We start from the raw sequence: 18,205 nt of genomic DNA on the forward strand, positions 1-18,205 counted from the left end.
GTACCCAAGACTTTGTTACGTAACTCGGACAAGGGAGCTAAACCGTCTGAAATTGACCAATTCCGATACCGTACACTGAGTTTCTGGCATACCGAACCCTGTAAGATTTTTCAGTGCTTTTATCATAGCGTAAGTCTCACCAACTTGAGTGTTGTAGTTTTTCAGGCTTAATTTCCCACATAACAATTGTTTCACTCGACACTGCCATATAATTATACCCCATGATCACAGATTAAAAGTGGCAGTTTTTATATATTTGTCATAACCTATATGGCACACCACGTAAGATCATAACTTAAATGTCACTTAGGGCAGATTATGTACATCTTTGGCTATCTTAGAGCATCAACTAGCGATCAAAACGCGAAACGAGCACAGAGCACCTTACATAAGTTTGTACAGGATAAAGGATTCCGCATAGCCGGATGGTACATAGAAAATGAATCAGGGGCTTCACTGCAAAGACCTGAACTTCTTCGTTTGCTTGATGATGCTGCGAAAGGCGATGCAATCATCATTGAACAGATAGACAGGCTTTCTCGTCTGGATGAGAAAAGTTGGTTCACATTAAAAGAAATGCTGCACGAAAAAGAACTCAAAGTGATTAGCTTAGATTTGCCAACCAGTCATATCGCATTCTCTCCCCAAATCACCGATGAATTTACCGGATCGATGATCAAATCTATAAATAGCATGATGATGGATATGCTAGCTGCTATCGCGAGAAAAGATTACCAAGATCGCCGCCGCCGTCAGGCTGAAGGAATAAAGAAAGCCAAAGAGGAAGGGAAATACAGAGGGCGGCAAGCCGATTCAGAACTACACGAAAAAATCTATCAGCTACGAGTAGTCAACAAGCTGAGTATCAGTGATACCGCCAAACTTACCAATGTTTCAGGTCGTACAGTAATACGGGTTGCTAAGAAGTTGGCAAGTGAGCGCTCAGCGGGGTAAGAAGCTTAGCGTACGTTTTCGTTCCATTGGGCTTCAGACCCCTTAATCAACCGATGACTCATCCCGTTCTCCATGATAATTCTGACGGCTCCATGATCTCGAAAGTACTTACTGAATTTATGATCGATTTAGCTGCAGCGATGGCTCGAGATGATTATGAGACTCGCCGCAAGCGCCAAACTCAGGGAATAGAAAAAGCGAAAGCTCTAGGGAGGTATCAAGGACGTAAACCCGATGAGCAACTAAGATCTAACATCTCTCTTCTTTTGGGAGAGGGAAAGAGTTGGTCACAGATACAGACATTGCTCGGGTGTAGTAGATCTACGATCGCTAAAGTACGAAAAGAAAATCGTGAACTGGTTAGGGCGTGTTGATCTTTCGTGCGTGATTTTTGAACAGCATGGTAAAGAGTTATAATTTGCTTCGCCAAAAGTAAAACCATAATCGATACCATGCCAAGAACAATACTAACTGATATGCGATGGGAACTGCTACTTCAAGTGATGAAAAGTACAGGTCGCATTTACGATAAAACTGAGCATCGAATGACCTTTGAAGGAATACTTTATCGAATGAGAACAGGTATTCCTTGGCGAGATCTACCCTCTGAGTTCGGAGAGTGGAGTACCGTTTACAGACGATTTAATCTTTGGTCAAGGAAAGGGGTTTTAAATTACCTTTTCAAAAGCTTATCTAGCATGGCTGATTTTGAATGGGTCTTTGTCGATGGTTCTATAGTTCGAGCGCATCAACATAGTACACAGGTGCAGCTACTGAAAGCTCAGAGCAAATAGGAAAAAGCCGCGGGGGCAACTCAACCAAAATTCACTTAGCTGTGGATAGTGGTGGCCTGCCGATTTGCTTTGATTTATCAGAAGGCCAACGGCACGATATAGTGCATGCCAAAAGCTTAGTTGAACAACTCGATGAAGTTAATACCATCGTTTGTGATAAAGGATATGACAGCGAACCTTTCCGTACTTTTGTTAAGGAATATGGCGGAGAAACGGTAATTGCTAAACGCAATTACGGGCAAGATATAGACAAAGGCAGTATGGATTGGTGTCTATACAAGTATCGTCACCTGGTTGAAAATGCCTTTGCGAGAATTAAGCATTATCGAGCTATTTCAAGTATATATGACAAGCTAGAAAGGAATTATGTCAGCATGTTATCTCTGGCATTCATGTTAATGTGGCTACCGATGTATTGCTGAATACGAAATGTACAGCAAAGATCAACACGCCCTAGCTTGCAATAAAAACCAACAAATACAGTAACTTAACCAATGTCATGGAACTTTTCGTAGAAATGGGCGCAATACCCCAATATACGGTGCATCAAACTTATGGTGACACTGTAACGACGAATGGAGGCGTACTTTCTGTTTCTCGATTCCGACTGCAGAAATAACCGTACCGCTGTCGAGGCGGCTGGCAGCGCGACAACATGGTGACTAAGACAAAAGTTGTAGAAACGATTCCAATCATTACTCATCGCCAAGACGGAATTGTGCGAGTATTGCCCATCGGTAACAAGGTTAAGGTCTTGAATTGTCGTCTGTTTGTTGAGTGCACGAGTCAATGTTTGTCTCATGCTGTTATCGGTCACTATTCGAACATTTTTTCTCATGGATTCACTATAAAAACGCACAAACTCATATCGAGATACTTGATAAACAAGGAATTACAATTATCATTAATTTAACTCATAACTAAGACAATACATACTATGCCAGTAGCGACTTATCGAGGTTTTAACCTTAAAACTGCCGGGAACTCTACAGAGATTTGGCAAGTTCAAATCAAAAACCACCAACTGCAAGGCAGTATGGCGGCGGTGAAGAAGAGCATTGATTGGTTTTGTGATACTGCGACCATTATCGATCCCCGCGAGTTCAGTTCCATCAACTCGAAACGTGAAGGTTCAGGCCAGCCCGCACAAGAAAATTTTAATGGTTTCACCCTAAAGAATGATACAGGCGAACCCAACGCTTGGTATTGTTTTTTCAATGGCAGGTTACTTAAGGGCGGAAAACTTGCCATTCAGAAGCACATAGAGGCATACTTGGTCGCGAAACAAAAAGCAGAGCAACAGAAGAAATAATATGTCTTTAGTGTATTCAACAGAAGTTGGCCGAATTAAGCCAGAAGAAGAGAAAGTACAACGCCCAAAAGGCGACGGTATTGTGCGTATTCAACGTCAAACCAAAGGCCGCAAAGGCAAAGGCGTGAGTATTGTCACTGGCCTTGATTTGGATGACGCACCATTGAAACTCCTCGCAGCAGAACTTAAGAAAGTGTGTGGCTGCGGCGGTTCAGTTAAAGATGGCAACATTGAGATCCAAGGCGACGCGCGAGATAAAATCAAAGCCCATCTAGAAAAGAAAGGCTTCACGGTAAAGCTCGCTGGCGGTTAATGCTAAGTAATAAGCGGTTTGGTAATCGCAGATTAACAAACTGATTATTAGATATTTTATGGTAAATTCAGTTATGTTTAATCAATGCTGTATTTAACCGTAAAGATCGAATAGGGAGCGTGTCTCCCTATATTTGAACAACTACATTTAACATAAGATAGATAATACGCACTCATTAACACGTTGAAATAGGCCATCAGTTTGAACTGCAAACACCACATAAGCACCTGATACGCTTGTAATTCCTAGCCCGTTATACTTTTTTGCGATCTGGCTCCATAGGGTTTGCGCTTCGTGCGACTTGGCTTTATCGGCCGCCAAGTAAACCAACACCATTTCTTTGTCCGCGCCAATTTGATCCGCTAAGAATAACGCTTCAATTTCAGTAAGATAGCGTTCTCCACTTCGAATCGCTGAGATTTTCTGGCGGCTAATTCCCAAATCATGCGCAATCTGCTTGTCTTGCACATAATTCTTCACCTCTTTGTACTGATCTAACAGCTGATTTGTGTACATAGTGATTCCCCAAATCTTATTGATAAGTCTCAGTCTAGCGTATTTGTCCACTAATCTGTGTCTTTACAGTCCACGGAAATGTGTCTTTAATGTCCACAAATTAGTGGATTTAATAATTTGGCTTGGTGGTTCGGGGTCGCTTGTCCTTGAAACATTCGATTAGAACCGCCGAGCCAATCCAATCTCGTTCAAGGTGGCTGATTGTGTTACGCACTGTAGAAACATCACAAGGACAATTCGAAACACTGGATTTCATTCCGGTTTCCGATCCTATGCGTACCGATTACGAGCGCGACTATCTCTTTGATCATCTCGACTCGTACACGGACCACACCAACCCGAACGTCTCTTACCGCTCTGTGCGTCGCCGCGCCCTCGCCGCTCAAATTTATTCGCACGACTTATCCGAATTCATCAAGCCCAATCGCGCACACCCATGCGAACAACTGCTTAAACTCACCCGACGTCACGGCGATTTTGCGCCGCACATGATGCGCGCATTCACCAACATTCTTGAGCGTAAGAACTACGTCACCGCCTTGTCTATGCTCGAAGACGCTGACCAACGCTTACGTGAGAACGGCATCCGTTTCAGTCGCACCGACGAAGAGATTATCGAGCTGGCCAAAGCCAAAGCACGCGCGTTTGCGAAACAACTCGTCGCCATCAAAGACGTGAACGCACGTTTTGAGCACGCCGAATACTTACTGGACACACTCGGTTTGGCGTTTCGCCCTGAGCTTATCAAACAAAAAACCAAACGTGGTGAACTCGATGCCTTGGTCAAACGCGCTTGTTGTGACAAGTGGCTGCGTCGTCAACTCCGTCGCCGCTACTTTAGTCAAGTCGAGTCGGTCGCCCGTGACTTACTCTTGGTGCACAAAACTCAAGACGCCTATTGCTCACAATACAGTGTCGATGTGATGAAAACGCGCAAATCCGACACCGAACAAGCGCTGATCAATACCGTGTGTTATCTCGAAGACGATCCGCAAACGTGGTTCACGCTCCAAGAACTCGCGTCCAAGTCCACATCCAACCCGATGATTCGCCGCGCTGAAATGTTTGTGCGTCTTCGCGCATTCGAAGATATTGCCAAAGAGTCGGGCCACCTTGCGATGTTCTACACGGTCACGGCCCCTAGTCGCTTTCATGTCTACAAAGGCGATGATATCAACCCGGCATGGAGTAAAGCTGGGAAGCCGTCGGCCCTTGATGCCCATCAGCACTTGCTTGGCGTCACCAACGCGTTTCGCAAAGACCTCGATAAACTCGACATCAAAATTTATGGGCTGCGTATTGTCGAGCCACACCACGACGGAACGCCACACAATCACATGCTCTTTTTCATCAGCCCCGAGCACAAAGACACTGTGACCAAGCTATTGCGTCATCACGCCATGGCCGATTCACCCAAAGAGCCCGGCGCGAAAAAATACCGCTTTAAGTGTGAACAAATTGACTGGAAGCGCGGCTCTGCGGTTGGTTACGTTGCCAAGTACCTCTCTAAGAACATTGACGGCGCCAACATCGACACCGACAAAGACACGCAACTTGATGGCAAATCCACCTCATCCGCGGTGGTGTCGTTTAACCGCATTCAAGGGATACGCCAGTTTCAATTTTACGGTGGCCCATCGGTCACGGTGTGGCGTGAAATGCGCCGCTTTCGAGAAGAATTCAAAGAGGACGATGCTGTGATAGCAGGAAACACCCTTTCTAAGGATGAGCATTTTGTCCTAGAGACGATACGAAAAGCGGCGGATGACGGCGACTTTAAGCGCTTTGTCATGGCGATGGGCGGCGTGTTTGTCCGACGCCATGATCAAGAAGTCAAAGCGGCCTACGTCAAGAAAGTCAATGTTGAGGGCCTGTTTCGTCAAACCCGCTATGGCGACGAAATGAGCGCGGCCATTGCTGGCGTCATGTTCAAAGGCAAACTCATTCAAACCCGTTTCAAAGATTGGAAGTTTGCCAATAAGAAACAGTTCGTGCGTGGTATTCGCACCATGATGCAAGGCACCACGCTTGTGTTCGATTCACTCGAAGCGCAGCAAGAATACTTAGCCATGAAGCTGGAAGAGTACGAACGCATCCAAGAGCAAGCGGCCTTTTATTTTGATATGCCGTCGATTGAAGCGGCCATCCTATTTGACGGCGAGATATACACCCAATACGACTCCCCGCCCGATGGTTGTCCTAGTTGGGCGCAGCCCGACTGGGACAGCCATCAGGGCGGCTTGGACTTGTGTCACTAACTGTCGCTTAAATTTTTACCCCAAACGAAACCATCAATCAAAGAGGACAAGCCATGAAAACCGAAGGACTGATTTTAGACCCGTCCGACATTCGCCAAGAAACGCGCATTGGCCGCGATGGCGAACATCAGACATTTGGCAAGTTGAATCTCATCACCACCAATCCGACCAACACCATTGAGGTGCGCATCTCCCCGGAGCTGTGGCAGAACGGAAAAGCCGGTGAACTGCTCAAAACACTCGTCGGCAATCGCTCGTCGTTTGACATTGAGTACAAGAAATTCAGCTTTGCGGATAACGACGGCAAACACGTATCGATGGACGGGTTCCATCTCTACGCCCTGCCCCAAACCAAATAAGTGAATCACCATGACCGATACCCAATTCATCGAGTTAATGGCCAGGCTAGACAACCTGCAACTGATGTTGTTCATCGCCTTGTGTCTGGTGCTCATGGGTATCGGTTGGTTTATCGGAGGTCAAAGATAAATGCTGTCTATTGAGTTCATGCTAGGCGCCTTTGGGACTGCCTTTATCTCTGGCCTTGTGGTCGGAAAACAACTGTTGATTTTCAAGCGTTCAGTTGAAATTTCAACGTCAAATTAATGGTTAGGTTAAAGGAGAATAACCATGAAAACACTGAAATCTAAAATCGCTGTCGGCCTTGCGCTCGCAATGACCGCTGGCGTCGCTTCTGCTGCGTTACCTGCTGACGCGCAAGGTGCTATCGATTCTATCGCCCTCTTTGTGGACGATATTCTTGTCGCCGTTTGGGGCATCGTGACGGTCGTCACGGTGGGCTTTGTGGGCATCAAGCTGTTCAAAAAAGGCGCCAACAAAGCGACCTAATCGCTTGGTCGTCGGGTGTTCAAGGCCCCGACATTTTCCCCTCGTGCAAACGGACATGGCATCATGAACATTAAACCAAGCATCTTCGCACTACTCGTTTTTATTGGTGTTTCGTTTAGTGCTCACTCAGCCAATCAATGGAAGTTAACGGGTGTCATTCCTCCGCGCATTGTTGATGACTTCAATCTCACCGAGGAACTTGGCTGTTTTCAAATGTCTGACCATTACACCAATTACTCTTTCCGCTATCAAAGCCTATGGCACGATTACAGCGAACTCGGTTACATCCAATTCATCGGCAATCGCTATTGGGGTTCGGGTTGTTCCGGTGAGTTTGAAACAAGCTCTTGGTATATGAACGTCCGACGTGAGTCGTGCGACCTTGGTGAAAATCCCGACGGCACTTGTAAAAACACTTGCCAGTTCTTCGCTGATGATGGCCGCGTGATGAATCGCAGTTGGGAGCCGTATATCTACGGCATGGACGTCACAGGGTCACGTTATGGCAGCGCCGAAACTCAGTATTGCGAGCTGCGCCGTATCAATAGTACGGTCTGTACGGTGGGCGATTTTGGTATTACCCCCGCCGATTCCTGTACCAGTGACTTTGTGTTTACGGGCGCCATTTCAACGAGCGATTCAGAATTCTTTGGCGGCACACCGCCGGGCACCTGCTCACCCGGTGTGGCGACCTATCCCGCTTGCTTAGGCGCCATTGACCCGACCAATCCGATTGATACGCCAAACCAAGACTTTGACCGCGACACGGCGACACCCTCTGACCCTTCCGCGCCAAGTTTTAGCAAACCTGAACCCGATGAAGTCACGCCAACGGACACCACCGACACCGCCGTTCTCGAAGCCATCACCAATTTAAACCGGGACAGCAACCTTGGCTTTGAAGCACTGAGCACTGACCTCAACGACGGCTTTACCCAAGTGAATGACACACTGGCCGACTTGGTATTGTCTAATGATGCCATTGGCCAAACCGCCGTTGACCAACTCAATCAGGACTATCAAATCTACCTCAACACTAAAGATTTGATGCTCCACCAAACCAACACGATTGCCGAGGGCGCCGATGCCGTCGTCAGTAACTTGCATGGCCAAACGTCTGCACTCAGTAATCAATTGGCGTCATCCACCGACACCATGACCGACAACTTAGAGAATTTAGGCGATCGGATTGTCGATAAACTCGATGCCGTTTCACTGACCGATGGCGTGTGTAACCCGAATGATGATCCGTTGAACTGTGAAGGGGTCAACGGCCTAGACACGGACTTGGCCACACGTATACACAACGAGGTCAACTCGTCCGTCGCAGAGCAGTTCGACGCCATTGAAGCCGACATGATGTACAACGCAAATGAGTACACCAACGATTACTACTTCAACGACGCGCTGCAACCTGTGAAAAATGTCGTGCGCCGTTTGGAATGGTTGTTTCCCTACTCCATTAAAGAGTGCACATCGTTCACCATGCCCTCGCCGTTTGGCGTGGTCGATTTCGGTTGTGAGTTCTCCGTTCAGTTCAAAATCGTCGCGTCATTCTTGATTTATCTCTACACGGTTTGGTCGTTGGTTGACATCCTGCTCAATGGCGTGACCCCGGCTCCCGGTACGGTTCCGCATCGCTCGCGAGGTATTTAATATGGCACTTCCACTGCTCCCCATTCTCGGTACGCTCGGTAATGCGCTTAAAATTCCGTCTCTGGCCATCTTTTTAGGTCAGATTGCCTCAAACATTTTGGGTTGGTTCGCGGTTCGCATGACCCGCTCTTTGGCCATCAACCTGACCATTTTGACGCTGTTAATCGGGCTTGCTGGCTCTATTGCGACCACCATGTATTTTACTGTGATGGGTATTTCATACATCACGCCCCCTTATCTTAATCAGGCCTTTGCGTACTTTATTCCAAGTAACGCGATTCCTTGTATGAGCTGCGTTCTGTCTGCGCGCGTGCTCCGTTGGCTTTGGGCGTGGCAGTTCTACGCCATCACTAAAGTGTCGAGCTAATGGCGGTTTACTTTGTCACAGGTAAGCTTGGCGCGGGGAAATCCTTGACCTCGGTGGGCCGCATACGTGAAGCCTTTGAGCGTGGTGTGCCTGTCGCCACCAACCTCAACATCAACTTGGCCGCCATGCTAGGTCGCAATAAACGCAATACTCGCCTGTATCGGGTACCGGATAAGCCGTCATTGGCGGATTTACAAGCGCTCGGTAAAGGCAATGCGTCTTACGATGAAAGTAAAAACGGGCTGCTTGTCTTAGATGAATGCGGCACGTGGTTTAACTCGCGCACATGGAACGATAAGAGCCGCCAAGACGTCATCAACTGGTTTTTGCATGCGCGTAAACTCGGTTGGGACATCATCTTCATTGTCCAAGACATTTCGATAGTCGATAAGCAAGCGCGGCTCGCATTGGCTGAACATACGGTGTTTTGTCGCCGTTTAGACCGGATGCAAATACCGATTATCTCCACGCTAATTCGTGTTATCACGCTCGGTCAACTGCGCTTGAGGCTTCCCAAGCTGCACATTGGCATTGTGAAGTACGGCGACAACGCCCAATCGTTAACCGTGGACAAGTGGCACCTTTGGGGCACCGACTTGTACGCCAGTTACGACACCAAACAAGCGTTTTCTGACCATTACGAACACAGTACCTACAGCGTGTTGCCGTCTTGGTATACCCACGGACGTTACACTGTCCCTTTTACACCGAGAAACCTTATGCGCATTACAAAGATTTACTGCCGTCAGTATTCACGCCTGACGATGTTTACCCTTGGCGTGATTGTGAGCTTTGTCCTCACGCAACTGGTGACGCCAACCCCAAGCCCCGCCGCTCAAACCGTCGCGACTGCACCTGACACCGTCGCCACTCACATTGATGTGTCCGGGGCGAAAATCGTCAGCTTCATGCGTGCGCCCAATGCGCCGCTTTACTTCGAGATTGATAAGAACGGCAAACGCTTCAACAGCGTTGAACTCGCCTCATTGGGTTACACCTTTGAAGCCGATAGCCGTTGTCAAATTCGCATCATTCAAGGTGATCGCCATGAACAAGTGTTTTGCTAATTTCATGCTCATTGGCCTATTGGCCATCACGCCCGCGCTCCACGCAGAGCCGAGTACCTTTGAAACGTCCAACACGCCAATTGAAGACTTTGTCTCTTGGGGCGCGCGAGAGCTCAATCAGCCGATTGTGTTAGGTCCAGGTGTTGTCGGTACGGTGAGTTTTACCGCGCCTAACCTTGACCCGAGCGAATACGCTTCGTTTTTTAACAACGTCCTGAGTGCGCACGGCTATTGGATACAGTACGAAAAGGGCTTATATGTCGTTAAGCCTACGAGCGATGCCATCACCAACATCGAGCCGTCATTGGTCAAACTGTTTCGACTCACTCATGTGCGAAACTCGAAAGTCAGCGCCCTACTTCAATCAACCCTCGCGGCGACCGCCAAGCAACACGTCAACAACGCCCCTGCGAGCAACTTCACCGTGGAAGTGTTGCCGACGACTAACGCTTTGCTTGTGACAGGCACGCAAGACCAACTTGCTAGCATTGACGCTCTGATTGCTGGCATCGACCGACCTCAGCGCCAAGTCTTTATTGAAGCGGCCATTACTGAAACCTCGTTTGATGACTCTCAAGAAGTTGGCGTAAACATGAAACTGGCATTAGATAAAGCCGGGTTTATCACCAACACCTCGATTTTTGACTTATCGACGGATAACGCGCTCATTTACAGCGGCGGCGACTTTGAGGCATTCGTGAAAGCGGTCAAGACAAACGAAAACACGCAGTTGCTGTCACGGCCAACGATTCTTGTTATGGACCGCGAGCGCGGCTATGTGACGGTAGGTCAGAATGTGCCTTTCCTTGTAGCCAGTGAAGTGACCGACGGCGGCAACACGATTCAGCAAATCGAGCGTCAAGATGTCGGTGTCTCGTTGGAAGTGACTCCGCACGTTGTTGAGGGTGGTGTTATCCTGCAAATCAGTCAGGAATCGTCATCGGTCACGAACTCCACCATTGCGGCCGACATCATCACCAACAAGCGCACGCTTCAAACGGTGGTGAACATCAAGGACGGGCAAACCATCATGCTAGGCGGGTTGATCTCTTCCGACGACCGCAAGCGCGTATCCGGTGTTCCCGTCCTGATGGACATCCCCGTTCTGGGGAATCTGTTCCGCTCCGAGCGCAATGAGAAAGTCGATAAAGAGCTGCGCATCATCATCAAAACCACCGTTCTTTAAGTCCAGATTCAGACAAGATGCTATATAGCTTTGCTATGTAGATCGCGTCTGAACCCGACAAGCGATAGCGCGTCAGTTAGGCCAGTGATCTCATTTGCAAGAAAAAAATAAGCATCTTGTTTTATATTTCTGCTATACATAAGTTTTCTTGGTACGTACGGGGTACGCATTGTGATTGAACTGATAATCATCGGGATCTGTGGTTTCTACATTTACAGTAAGTTTTCGACGCCAAAAGCAAAGTCAAAAAAGCTGAAAGTAACGCCCGGTCAACGTAAACCACCGGGCTTTAGTCAAGCTAATACAGCTCCTGTACCAACACATCCGAAGAAAGAGCAGTTGCCAGCCTGTGTGCCTCATAAAAAGTCTGAGTACCTGACGACACCCAATGAGAGAAAGTTCCACGCAGCTTTACTTGATGCTTTACCAAACGGCTACACGGTTCATTGTCAGACGGCATTGATGGCATTAGTTCAACCTGTGCAGCGCAAAAACAACTCTCGGACGTGGGCCAAAAGAATGGATTTCGTAATCACTGACATGGACACCAGAGTCGTTGCAGTCATTGAGCTTGATGACAGTAGCCACGCTCGGCATGACCGCCAAAAGCGTGACTATTACGTCAATCAAGCGTTGGATGGGCATCACCCACTCTTGAGGGTTCAAAGCAGCAGAGCGTATTGTTCTTCCGACATACAAAGTTTGATTGCAAACATTGAGGAGTTGAGTCACGAGCGCGCAACCCACCAAATAGCTACAACGTCATAATGGTGTATGCCCCCGACTGGTATTACGGGGGTAAATTCCACCATTCTTATACGTTTACGCGAATAGTTTAGCATCACAGTCGTTAAGCCGATTAGACCTGAGTTTTTGACAATTTTATGCAAGAACATAAAAAAAAACGGCCTTGCAACGGTGACTTTCCTATTGACAGTGCTAGAATGACGGCATGCAATACATTTCAAGGCAATATTATTATGCTCATTGAGTTTACTGTTAAGAATTATCGTTCGATCAAAGATGAACAACTGCTTAGCATGGTCAAAGATAAAGGCGATGAACTCGAAGATACGAACTCTTTCGATCCTGAAGCGCCTTCTGTAGCTCCGTTATTACATTCTGCTGTTGTATACGGCGCAAACGCTGCCGGAAAGTCAAATTTAATCAAAGCATTAGTGGACATGGAGGTAATCGTAAGAAACTCAGCGTCTAAGTTCCAAGAAGGTGACAAGCTACCAATTGACCCATTTTTATTTGATGATAAATCAGCTAAAGCTCCTAGTGAGTTTGAAGCAGTATTTGTAAATGAAGGTATTAAGTACCAGTACGGATTTACAGCTACTAAACACCAAATTTTTGAAGAATGGCTAATTGCTTACCCCAAAGGACGGCCGCAGAGATGGTTTTCTCGTGTGTTCGATGAAGAAAACACTGTGTACGATTATAAATTTAGCGATAATCTATTGGGTTCAAAAAGTGTCTGGCAAAACGCGACTAGATCGAACGCTCTTTTCCTATCGACTGCAGTTCAGTTAAACAGTGATCAGTTAAAGCCCGCTTTTAACTGGTTTAAAGAAAAGCTAAGACCAACCAATGTTAGTGGATGGGGGCCAAGCTATACGGCTTCTCAATGTGAAGATGAAAAGTCAAAAGCACAAATTTTAGATTTTCTTCAAGCTGCCGATTTCAATATTCATGACATTAATATTGAAAAGGAAAAGTTCGATCCTAATTCGTTACCTGATGACTTTCCTGACGAACTAAAAGAAACTTTAGTTAGGGAAATGAAGGATAAAGAGGTTATCGAAATTAAAACTATCCATAAAACGAAAGCAGGAAAGCTTGTACCGCTTGATTTCTTAGATGAATCAGACGGTACACAGAAATTTTTCTCTTTCGTCGGCCCTTGGTTGGATATTTTGAAAAATGGTTACATTCTAGTTGTCGATGAACTACACGATAACCTTCACCCCAAGATGGTTAAATATTTAGTCTCCTTGTTTCACAATAAAGAAACTAACCCTAAAAATGCCCAGTTAATCTTTACTACACATGAAACATCAATTTTAAATCAAGATGTATTTCGCCGAGATCAAATCTGGTTTTGTGAAAAAAACGATAACCAAGAAACCACTCTCTACCCTTTAACAGATTTTAGCCCAAGAAAGGAAACAGAGAACCTTGAACTTGGATATCTCTCTGGCCGCTATGGTGCGTTACCATTTGTTAGAGCACTTACAAAGGGGCTAAAGTAAGTATGGGATCAGATGATTTACACCATAAACGAAAAGCAAAAGCAGAAAGAGAACTTTCTCGCAGGAAATCAAAGCGCTCATCTTATGATAAGGTTCTAATTGTCTGTGAAGGTGAGAAAACTGAGCCTAATTATTTTAATGAACAGGTAAATCACTATAAACTAAATTCAGCAAATGTGGCTGTCGACGGTAAGTGTGGTTCAAGCCCCAAGAGTGTTTTCAAGAGAGCAAAAGACCTAGCACAAATAGAAGAGAGACGTGGCGATGCTTATGATCGCGTTTACTGTGTCTTCGACAAAGACTCTCACGAGAGCTATGCACAAACTCTTGTTGATATTGATAATTATCAATCTAACTCAAAGTTTATAGCTATAACTTCAGTACCATGCTTTGAATACTGGCTACTATTACATTTTAACTTTTCTACTAAGCCGTATCATGCGAGCGGAAAATCTAGTATTGCAGATCAAGTAATAAAAGATTTGAAGGTATTTATTCCTAATTACTCCAAAGGTAATGATACTATTTTCAAGCAACTACTAGACCAACTAGAGTTCGCAAAGCAGAATGCAATTAGAGCAAACAAGAACGCAAGTAATAACCATACCGACAACCCAACCACCCTTGTACATGAACTAGTTGAGTATCTACAGAACTTAAAAGGCGGATGACGACAAAATACCCAAGCGCTTTACGATTTATAATCAGCTCAAATTTTCTATATTATTTTCCAAAGAATATCACCATATCCGCTAATCACAGAACAAATAGCGGTTAAGGTAGCGGCTGTGCACAAAAGAATACTAAATACAAACTTTTGATTTGAGCTTGCTCCCCCCACTACTACGGTTGATTTTCCAGGGAAGTATGTCAATGCATTTGATGCTAAGATAGCATCAGCGAGCACAACAAATATTAATGATGCTGTACCACTTCGTTGAAACCAACTTGGGCGAACCTCGTATTCAGGCATAAAGAAACCTTGATAACCTAGAACCAAAAATAATGTCGTTAACACAAATAAGACGATCACTGTGACTTTCATATAACTACATTTACCTATGCTTTATATTATGTACTCTGTGCTTGTTAGATTGCTCTTTGCCGAGTATCCGAAAAACACCTACCATCGAACAAACCCGAAACCAAGTTACTCTGCCACTAATTATGCACCAAAACACATAGTTCATAAAGTTTGCCAAAAGCGCTTTATCTCATATATTTCATTCCGCTTCTGAATAGTGAACAAGCTCTTAGCTACGTTGTGCTGACAGCTATTACTTTAATCGAGCTATAGCCCTTGCATACTTCAATAGCTTTGCTGTGGTCTTTATTTCTAGCTCAGACTGAATTTCCAGAAGCGCAATACCCGCCAATACTTGTTGTGCTGTTACACTTCTGCCAGTTGGTAGCAACATGAATTCGTTGCACATCCTGAAATCTTGCCAATCATTGTGCTTCGAGAGTTCGCGGCCACGGCACCACCTCATCAGTCTTACGCACTCTTTGGGTATCTCTTTCCCCTTGTCCCATTCTTTGACCGTTCTCACACTTTTAAAACAAAGTTCTGACGTTTCTTGTACCGAAAGACCGCACTCTAATTCACGAAAAATATAATTCTTTGTCATTTCGCGATACTTCATTAGTTGAACTCCTAAAACTAGGAGTTTGTGCAAAATGTTGATATGAAACAACATTTACCATAAGAGCAGATAATACGCACCCATTGACACGTTGAAATAGGCCATCTGAGCTAAGGCTAAACACCGCATAAGCACCTGATACGCTTGTAATTCCTAGCCCGTTATACTTTTTTGCGATCTGGCTCCACAGCGTTTGCGCTTCGTGCGACTTGGCTTTATCGGCCGCCAAGTAAACCAACACCATTTCTTTGTCCGCACAAACTTTCTCTGTTGGCGATACTGTGCGCGACTTAAAAACGGCGCTAACCAAAACACCTCTAGTCGGACATTGTAGTCCTTACAAAATCATCCACGTTTAACTCTCGTTATCTTAATTACATTAATTAGATTCAGTTTACGTGACCGCGTAACTACAGTCTTGTATACAAACCATCCGTCCAATTTATGGGTGACTGTAAATGACAAGGCGACATCGTTGGTCAAAGTCCGCATCAGTGACGGCATCACCCAGAAGCATGATTAACTGGCAATAGTGAGCGCTTACACTGACCGACTTTCAGTTGTGTAATTAAATTACACCAAGAAACAAAAATGGGCTAGCAGCAGAATAATAACCCATCATAAGTCATTGTAATTAATGCACTTAATCTAAATGTTATCACTTTCGACAAGACTTTCAGGATTTGTAACCGCTTTGTTTTAGGCAAAAAAAAGAGAGCCATTGGCTCTCTCTAGGTGGGTTATTGTTTGTTTTCTGCTGCGGCTTTGCGTATGTCATCGGCAACGACTTTTATCGCCTGCGCGGTACTCATCCCGCTTGCCATTAGCTCTTGAATCCGCTCTACGGCTTTTTGCTGCTCTTCGTGTGTCAGCGGTGGTAAATCATCAAACATAAAAAAGGCTCCTTTTATAGGAGCCCGACTATAGTACGAATTATTCGAGGTGGCTAGCGCTACCCTCGCCTTTAGTAACTGCCTAAGAAATTAATAAAGGCGCCCATAGAATCTTCATTGGTGTAGCTTGCACCAATATCGAGTTGGAACAGGTTCAATGGCGATATGCCTATACCTGCTGTCAGCGTGTCATCTTGATTGTCATACGCAAGATTGCGTTTCCATCCAGCTCGCAGCTTTAACTGACGCATGATATCAATTTCGCCACCAATTCTGAGCATTTGTGTATTGTCTTCAAAGTCAGTGTAACGTTTGTCTTCATTAAGGTCGTAGTCAACACTAATTGTCGCGTAGTCAGCAACTAAACCAAAACCAACGGTGTATTGCGGTCCTAGTTGATATTGATAAGTACGTCCAGAGATTGGAGTCGCCTTAGTTTCGATGTCGCGGCTGATCAAGTTGGTCGCAGAGATACCTGCGCGTAACGGGCCATGGAACCACAAGAAACCTGCATCCATATTGAACATGGTTTCGCCAGTTCCGCTTTCCCTTACATCCTTTATGTCATAGCTCTCTAGGTCCGCTTCATACACATAAGTATAGATTCGTTGCAGCTTTGGAGATATTCCAAAGGAAATATGTTGGCCCAAAAATGTTTGATATTTCGCCAAAGATATCCCGGCTTCCGCAACACCTATCGATACTGCTCTCACCTTACTCTGGTCTACCCGAGTCTCGAGATCCACAGCATCGGAAATGTCGGGAGTCGCATAAGATTCGGTGTAAAGTTTTCCAAAAACATTCGCAGCTATAAAACTGTTTGGGATTGCGAATGCTACGACTCCTCCCATTTCTAATTTTGCTTGGTCACCGGTAAGATCATCAAGAGCTTGTTCTAACTCCCCGGCGCGACTGGGATCTGCTGATTCAATAATTTCTGATACAGTATCAAGATCATTCACCATATTATCTTGATCACTATACGAGAGACCAAAAGAAGGCACGATCATACCGACATCATCATTGCGACGGTAAATAGCGGTAAGCGCGGGATTGTAGAACGGTGCAGTCAGAAAATTGGCGGATACCACCCCTACGCCACCCATGGCATCACCACGTGCTTCAATGGCGTAGTTGGCGGCAGAGGCTGACGTGGCAGCCAGAGCAATAGAGAGGCTCAAGAGTTTAATTTTATTATCCATAGCGATATAAATCTTTTCAGTTCCATTCATTTATATCGTCTTATTGTCTATGAACTTTAACTATTCCTCTACAGAAACATCATAGGTTTTGCTGATAATTTGGGATTGTTCAACTATTATTGGCCCCTGCCAACGTTGTTGATTGATGGAAACGGCCAACACGTAACGACCTGCTGGCACGACATTCGGTTTCAGCGCAGTCGGAAAATCGGAAACATGTACCTCTGTCCAAATTTGGTTGTATTTGCCATCCACATAGTCATAAATCCCCGTTTCTAGCTTAGGCAATGGGCAGTGCGGGTTGAGTAATGCGGTGCGATCGATACTCCACTCATCCTTTGATTTCCAACGAACATCAATCGCAGCATTGGGTTCGCCAAGCAGCACCCAAGCACTCCAAGAGGATTGGTCGGCAGCAGTGACGTCCAATCGATAGAGCCCCATAGGTAAACGACTGTTCAAGTTGTATCGCTTAATGTATTTACTCAGCCCACTTTCGTTACCCGGTAACTTAGTTAAAGTGTTGTCAGTGGATATATTACGAGATACCCATTGGGTTAATGTAATATCTCGAATGGGTTTTTCTGAATCCACTTCGACGATGGCTCGAAACGCATCGCGCCCAGGGCTTTCAATGTTAGTGCGGCGGATGACAACCGACGATATCCACGTGGGCGTGGGATTGGTATCTAGGCCTTTTCCACAGTCCACTTCAAGCGATTGAAGGAGTAACGAATTGAGGTGGCTTGATAGGTTTGAGGTTGATTCGAGTTGCCAAACTTCCACCAATGAAGAAAACATACCCGACAAGTTATTGTTGAGTAGATGCTTATGAGCTTGAGTCAACGGTGTGTTGTCCTCAAACCAAGGCGCAGTATCGCTGAGTGCAGGTGCACTCGCAATGAGTGCACCCCATAAGAGAGCCCGTATCTTCATA

The 18,205-nt window shown here is 45.7% G+C and carries 23 protein-coding genes and 1 pseudogene; 15 read left to right on the top strand and 9 right to left on the bottom strand.

Going from position 1 to position 18,205, the window contains the following annotated elements; translation table 11 throughout:
- Nucleotides 1-15: 15 nt before the first annotated feature.
- Nucleotides 16-198: pseudogene (locus AC6R10_RS15605) on the bottom strand (hypothetical protein); the annotation flags it as partial.
- Between the two features lie 120 nt (nt 199-318).
- Here AC6R10_RS15605 and AC6R10_RS15610 point away from each other — a divergent pair.
- The 3 genes from AC6R10_RS15610 (at nt 319) to AC6R10_RS15620 (ending at nt 2,170) form a co-directional block, all read left to right on the top strand.
- A complete protein-coding gene (locus AC6R10_RS15610; RefSeq protein WP_500629647.1) occupies nt 319-954 on the top strand; it encodes a recombinase family protein in 636 nt (211 codons plus the stop codon).
- A 140-nt stretch (nt 955-1,094) separates the two neighbouring features.
- Nucleotides 1,095-1,328, top strand: coding sequence for a helix-turn-helix domain-containing protein (locus tag AC6R10_RS15615; RefSeq protein WP_500630005.1), 234 nt, complete (start codon nt 1,095-1,097; stop codon nt 1,326-1,328).
- A 78-nt stretch (nt 1,329-1,406) separates the two neighbouring features.
- A protein-coding gene (locus AC6R10_RS15620; RefSeq protein WP_500629939.1) for an IS5 family transposase occupies nt 1,407-2,170 on the top strand; the annotation gives its coding sequence in 2 pieces (ribosomal slippage) (nt 1,407-1,712 and nt 1,715-2,170; 762 coding nt in all).
- 65 nt (nt 2,171-2,235) lie between these two features.
- Here AC6R10_RS15620 and AC6R10_RS15625 read toward each other — a convergent pair.
- On the bottom strand, nt 2,236-2,550 hold the full coding sequence (locus tag AC6R10_RS15625) for a hypothetical protein (RefSeq protein ID WP_500672805.1): 315 nt from the start codon (nt 2,548-2,550) through the stop codon (nt 2,236-2,238).
- Between the two features lie 135 nt (nt 2,551-2,685).
- Between AC6R10_RS15625 and AC6R10_RS15630 the strand changes: the two genes are divergently transcribed.
- Both AC6R10_RS15630 and yciH read left to right on the top strand, forming a co-directional pair.
- Nucleotides 2,686-3,060, top strand: a complete 375-nt coding sequence (locus tag AC6R10_RS15630) for a DUF3319 domain-containing protein (protein WP_487901497.1) — start codon at nt 2,686-2,688, stop codon at nt 3,058-3,060.
- A 1-nt stretch (nt 3,061) separates the two neighbouring features.
- Nucleotides 3,062-3,373: a stress response translation initiation inhibitor YciH gene (gene yciH / locus AC6R10_RS15635; RefSeq protein WP_500634000.1), complete on the top strand. Its 312-nt coding sequence runs from the start codon at nt 3,062-3,064 to the stop codon at nt 3,371-3,373.
- 147 nt (nt 3,374-3,520) lie between these two features.
- On the opposite strand, the gene AC6R10_RS15640 is transcribed toward yciH, so the two are convergent.
- A complete protein-coding gene (locus AC6R10_RS15640; protein ID WP_500672806.1) occupies nt 3,521-3,889 on the bottom strand; it encodes a DUF3693 domain-containing protein in 369 nt (122 codons plus the stop codon).
- Between the two features lie 203 nt (nt 3,890-4,092).
- Between AC6R10_RS15640 and AC6R10_RS15645 the strand changes: the two genes are divergently transcribed.
- From AC6R10_RS15645 to AC6R10_RS15690, 10 genes are all read left to right on the top strand, one after another.
- On the top strand, nt 4,093-6,147 hold the full coding sequence (locus tag AC6R10_RS15645) for a replication endonuclease (protein ID WP_500672807.1): 2,055 nt from the start codon (nt 4,093-4,095) through the stop codon (nt 6,145-6,147).
- A gap of 53 nt (nt 6,148-6,200) precedes the next feature.
- Nucleotides 6,201-6,506 (top strand): chemotaxis protein, encoded by a 306-nt coding sequence (locus AC6R10_RS15650; protein ID WP_500631069.1) that lies wholly within the window; start codon nt 6,201-6,203, stop codon nt 6,504-6,506.
- Between the two features lie 271 nt (nt 6,507-6,777).
- The gene (locus AC6R10_RS15655) at nt 6,778-6,996 is read left to right on the top strand and encodes a major coat protein (protein ID WP_500631068.1); all 219 of its coding nucleotides are present in this window, start codon (nt 6,778-6,780) and stop codon (nt 6,994-6,996) included.
- Nucleotides 6,997-7,059: 63 nt separating this feature from the next.
- Nucleotides 7,060-8,652 carry a leucine-rich repeat domain-containing protein gene (locus AC6R10_RS15660; protein ID WP_500672808.1) on the top strand — a complete coding sequence of 531 codons (1,593 nt, stop codon included), beginning with the start codon at nt 7,060-7,062 and terminating at the stop codon, nt 8,650-8,652.
- 1 nt (nt 8,653) lies between these two features.
- A complete protein-coding gene (locus AC6R10_RS15665) occupies nt 8,654-9,019 on the top strand; it encodes a DUF5455 family protein (RefSeq protein ID WP_500672809.1) in 366 nt (121 codons plus the stop codon).
- On the top strand, nt 9,019-10,086 hold the full coding sequence (locus tag AC6R10_RS15670; protein WP_500672810.1) for a zonular occludens toxin domain-containing protein: 1,068 nt from the start codon (nt 9,019-9,021) through the stop codon (nt 10,084-10,086). The genes AC6R10_RS15665 and AC6R10_RS15670 overlap by 1 nt, the downstream gene beginning before the upstream one ends.
- The gene (locus AC6R10_RS15675; protein WP_500672811.1) at nt 10,067-11,272 is read left to right on the top strand and encodes a secretin GspD/PilQ domain-containing protein; all 1,206 of its coding nucleotides are present in this window, start codon (nt 10,067-10,069) and stop codon (nt 11,270-11,272) included. The genes AC6R10_RS15670 and AC6R10_RS15675 overlap by 20 nt, the downstream gene beginning before the upstream one ends.
- A gap of 171 nt (nt 11,273-11,443) precedes the next feature.
- Nucleotides 11,444-12,040, top strand: a complete 597-nt coding sequence (locus AC6R10_RS15680) for a DUF2726 domain-containing protein (protein WP_500672812.1) — start codon at nt 11,444-11,446, stop codon at nt 12,038-12,040.
- 116 nt (nt 12,041-12,156) lie between these two features.
- On the top strand, nt 12,157-13,530 hold the full coding sequence (locus AC6R10_RS15685; RefSeq protein ID WP_500672813.1) for an AAA family ATPase: 1,374 nt from the start codon (nt 12,157-12,159) through the stop codon (nt 13,528-13,530).
- A 2-nt stretch (nt 13,531-13,532) separates the two neighbouring features.
- On the top strand, nt 13,533-14,201 hold the full coding sequence (locus AC6R10_RS15690; protein WP_500672814.1) for an RloB family protein: 669 nt from the start codon (nt 13,533-13,535) through the stop codon (nt 14,199-14,201).
- A gap of 47 nt (nt 14,202-14,248) precedes the next feature.
- Here the strand turns inward: AC6R10_RS15690 and AC6R10_RS15695 are convergent, their stop codons facing one another.
- The 6 genes from AC6R10_RS15695 to AC6R10_RS15720 form a co-directional block, all read right to left on the bottom strand.
- Nucleotides 14,249-14,575, bottom strand: coding sequence for a hypothetical protein (locus AC6R10_RS15695; RefSeq protein ID WP_500672815.1), 327 nt, complete (start codon nt 14,573-14,575; stop codon nt 14,249-14,251).
- 232 nt (nt 14,576-14,807) lie between these two features.
- Complete coding sequence (locus AC6R10_RS15700; RefSeq protein ID WP_500672816.1) at nt 14,808-15,173, bottom strand: regulator; 366 nt, start codon at nt 15,171-15,173, stop codon at nt 14,808-14,810.
- The gene (locus tag AC6R10_RS15705) at nt 15,133-15,417 is read right to left on the bottom strand and encodes a DUF3693 domain-containing protein (RefSeq protein ID WP_500672938.1); all 285 of its coding nucleotides are present in this window, start codon (nt 15,415-15,417) and stop codon (nt 15,133-15,135) included. The genes AC6R10_RS15700 and AC6R10_RS15705 overlap by 41 nt, the downstream gene beginning before the upstream one ends.
- 496 nt (nt 15,418-15,913) lie before the next feature.
- Entirely contained in the window at nt 15,914-16,066 is a 153-nt protein-coding gene (locus AC6R10_RS15710; protein WP_500631284.1) for a YoaH family protein, read from the bottom strand.
- A 71-nt stretch (nt 16,067-16,137) separates the two neighbouring features.
- A complete protein-coding gene (locus tag AC6R10_RS15715; RefSeq protein WP_500672939.1) occupies nt 16,138-17,268 on the bottom strand; it encodes a conjugal transfer protein TraF in 1,131 nt (376 codons plus the stop codon).
- Between the two features lie 60 nt (nt 17,269-17,328).
- A complete protein-coding gene (locus tag AC6R10_RS15720) occupies nt 17,329-18,204 on the bottom strand; it encodes a DUF2861 family protein (RefSeq protein WP_500672817.1) in 876 nt (291 codons plus the stop codon).
- Nucleotide 18,205: the final 1 nt, after the last annotated feature.

Source organism: Vibrio sp. R12-SG2-ISO1 (assembly GCF_059834045.1).

Excerpts from the sequence above, each read along its gene's own strand:
- AC6R10_RS15610 (WP_500629647.1), top strand. The coding sequence starts at position 319 with ATGTACATCTTTGGCTATCTTAGAGCATCAACTAGCGATCAAAACGCG.
- AC6R10_RS15615 (WP_500630005.1), top strand. The coding sequence starts at position 1,095 with ATGGCTCGAGATGATTATGAGACTCGCCGCAAGCGCCAAACTCAGGGA.
- AC6R10_RS15625 (WP_500672805.1), bottom strand. The coding sequence starts at position 2,550 with ATGAGACAAACATTGACTCGTGCACTCAACAAACAGACGACAATTCAA.
- AC6R10_RS15630 (WP_487901497.1), top strand. The coding sequence starts at position 2,686 with ATGCCAGTAGCGACTTATCGAGGTTTTAACCTTAAAACTGCCGGGAAC.
- yciH (WP_500634000.1), top strand. The coding sequence starts at position 3,062 with ATGTCTTTAGTGTATTCAACAGAAGTTGGCCGAATTAAGCCAGAAGAA.
- AC6R10_RS15640 (WP_500672806.1), bottom strand. The coding sequence starts at position 3,889 with ATGTACACAAATCAGCTGTTAGATCAGTACAAAGAGGTGAAGAATTAT.
- AC6R10_RS15650 (WP_500631069.1), top strand. The coding sequence starts at position 6,201 with ATGAAAACCGAAGGACTGATTTTAGACCCGTCCGACATTCGCCAAGAA.
- AC6R10_RS15655 (WP_500631068.1), top strand. The coding sequence starts at position 6,778 with ATGAAAACACTGAAATCTAAAATCGCTGTCGGCCTTGCGCTCGCAATG.
- AC6R10_RS15660 (WP_500672808.1), top strand. The coding sequence starts at position 7,060 with ATGAACATTAAACCAAGCATCTTCGCACTACTCGTTTTTATTGGTGTT.
- AC6R10_RS15665 (WP_500672809.1), top strand. The coding sequence starts at position 8,654 with ATGGCACTTCCACTGCTCCCCATTCTCGGTACGCTCGGTAATGCGCTT.
- AC6R10_RS15670 (WP_500672810.1), top strand. The coding sequence starts at position 9,019 with ATGGCGGTTTACTTTGTCACAGGTAAGCTTGGCGCGGGGAAATCCTTG.
- AC6R10_RS15675 (WP_500672811.1), top strand. The coding sequence starts at position 10,067 with ATGAACAAGTGTTTTGCTAATTTCATGCTCATTGGCCTATTGGCCATC.
- AC6R10_RS15685 (WP_500672813.1), top strand. The coding sequence starts at position 12,157 with ATGCAAGAACATAAAAAAAAACGGCCTTGCAACGGTGACTTTCCTATT.
- AC6R10_RS15690 (WP_500672814.1), top strand. The coding sequence starts at position 13,533 with ATGGGATCAGATGATTTACACCATAAACGAAAAGCAAAAGCAGAAAGA.
- AC6R10_RS15695 (WP_500672815.1), bottom strand. The coding sequence starts at position 14,575 with ATGAAAGTCACAGTGATCGTCTTATTTGTGTTAACGACATTATTTTTG.
- AC6R10_RS15700 (WP_500672816.1), bottom strand. The coding sequence starts at position 15,173 with ATGAAGTATCGCGAAATGACAAAGAATTATATTTTTCGTGAATTAGAG.
- AC6R10_RS15705 (WP_500672938.1), bottom strand. The coding sequence starts at position 15,417 with ATGGTGTTGGTTTACTTGGCGGCCGATAAAGCCAAGTCGCACGAAGCG.
- AC6R10_RS15710 (WP_500631284.1), bottom strand. The coding sequence starts at position 16,066 with ATGTTTGATGATTTACCACCGCTGACACACGAAGAGCAGCAAAAAGCC.
- AC6R10_RS15715 (WP_500672939.1), bottom strand. The coding sequence starts at position 17,268 with ATGGATAATAAAATTAAACTCTTGAGCCTCTCTATTGCTCTGGCTGCC.
- AC6R10_RS15720 (WP_500672817.1), bottom strand. The coding sequence starts at position 18,204 with ATGAAGATACGGGCTCTCTTATGGGGTGCACTCATTGCGAGTGCACCT.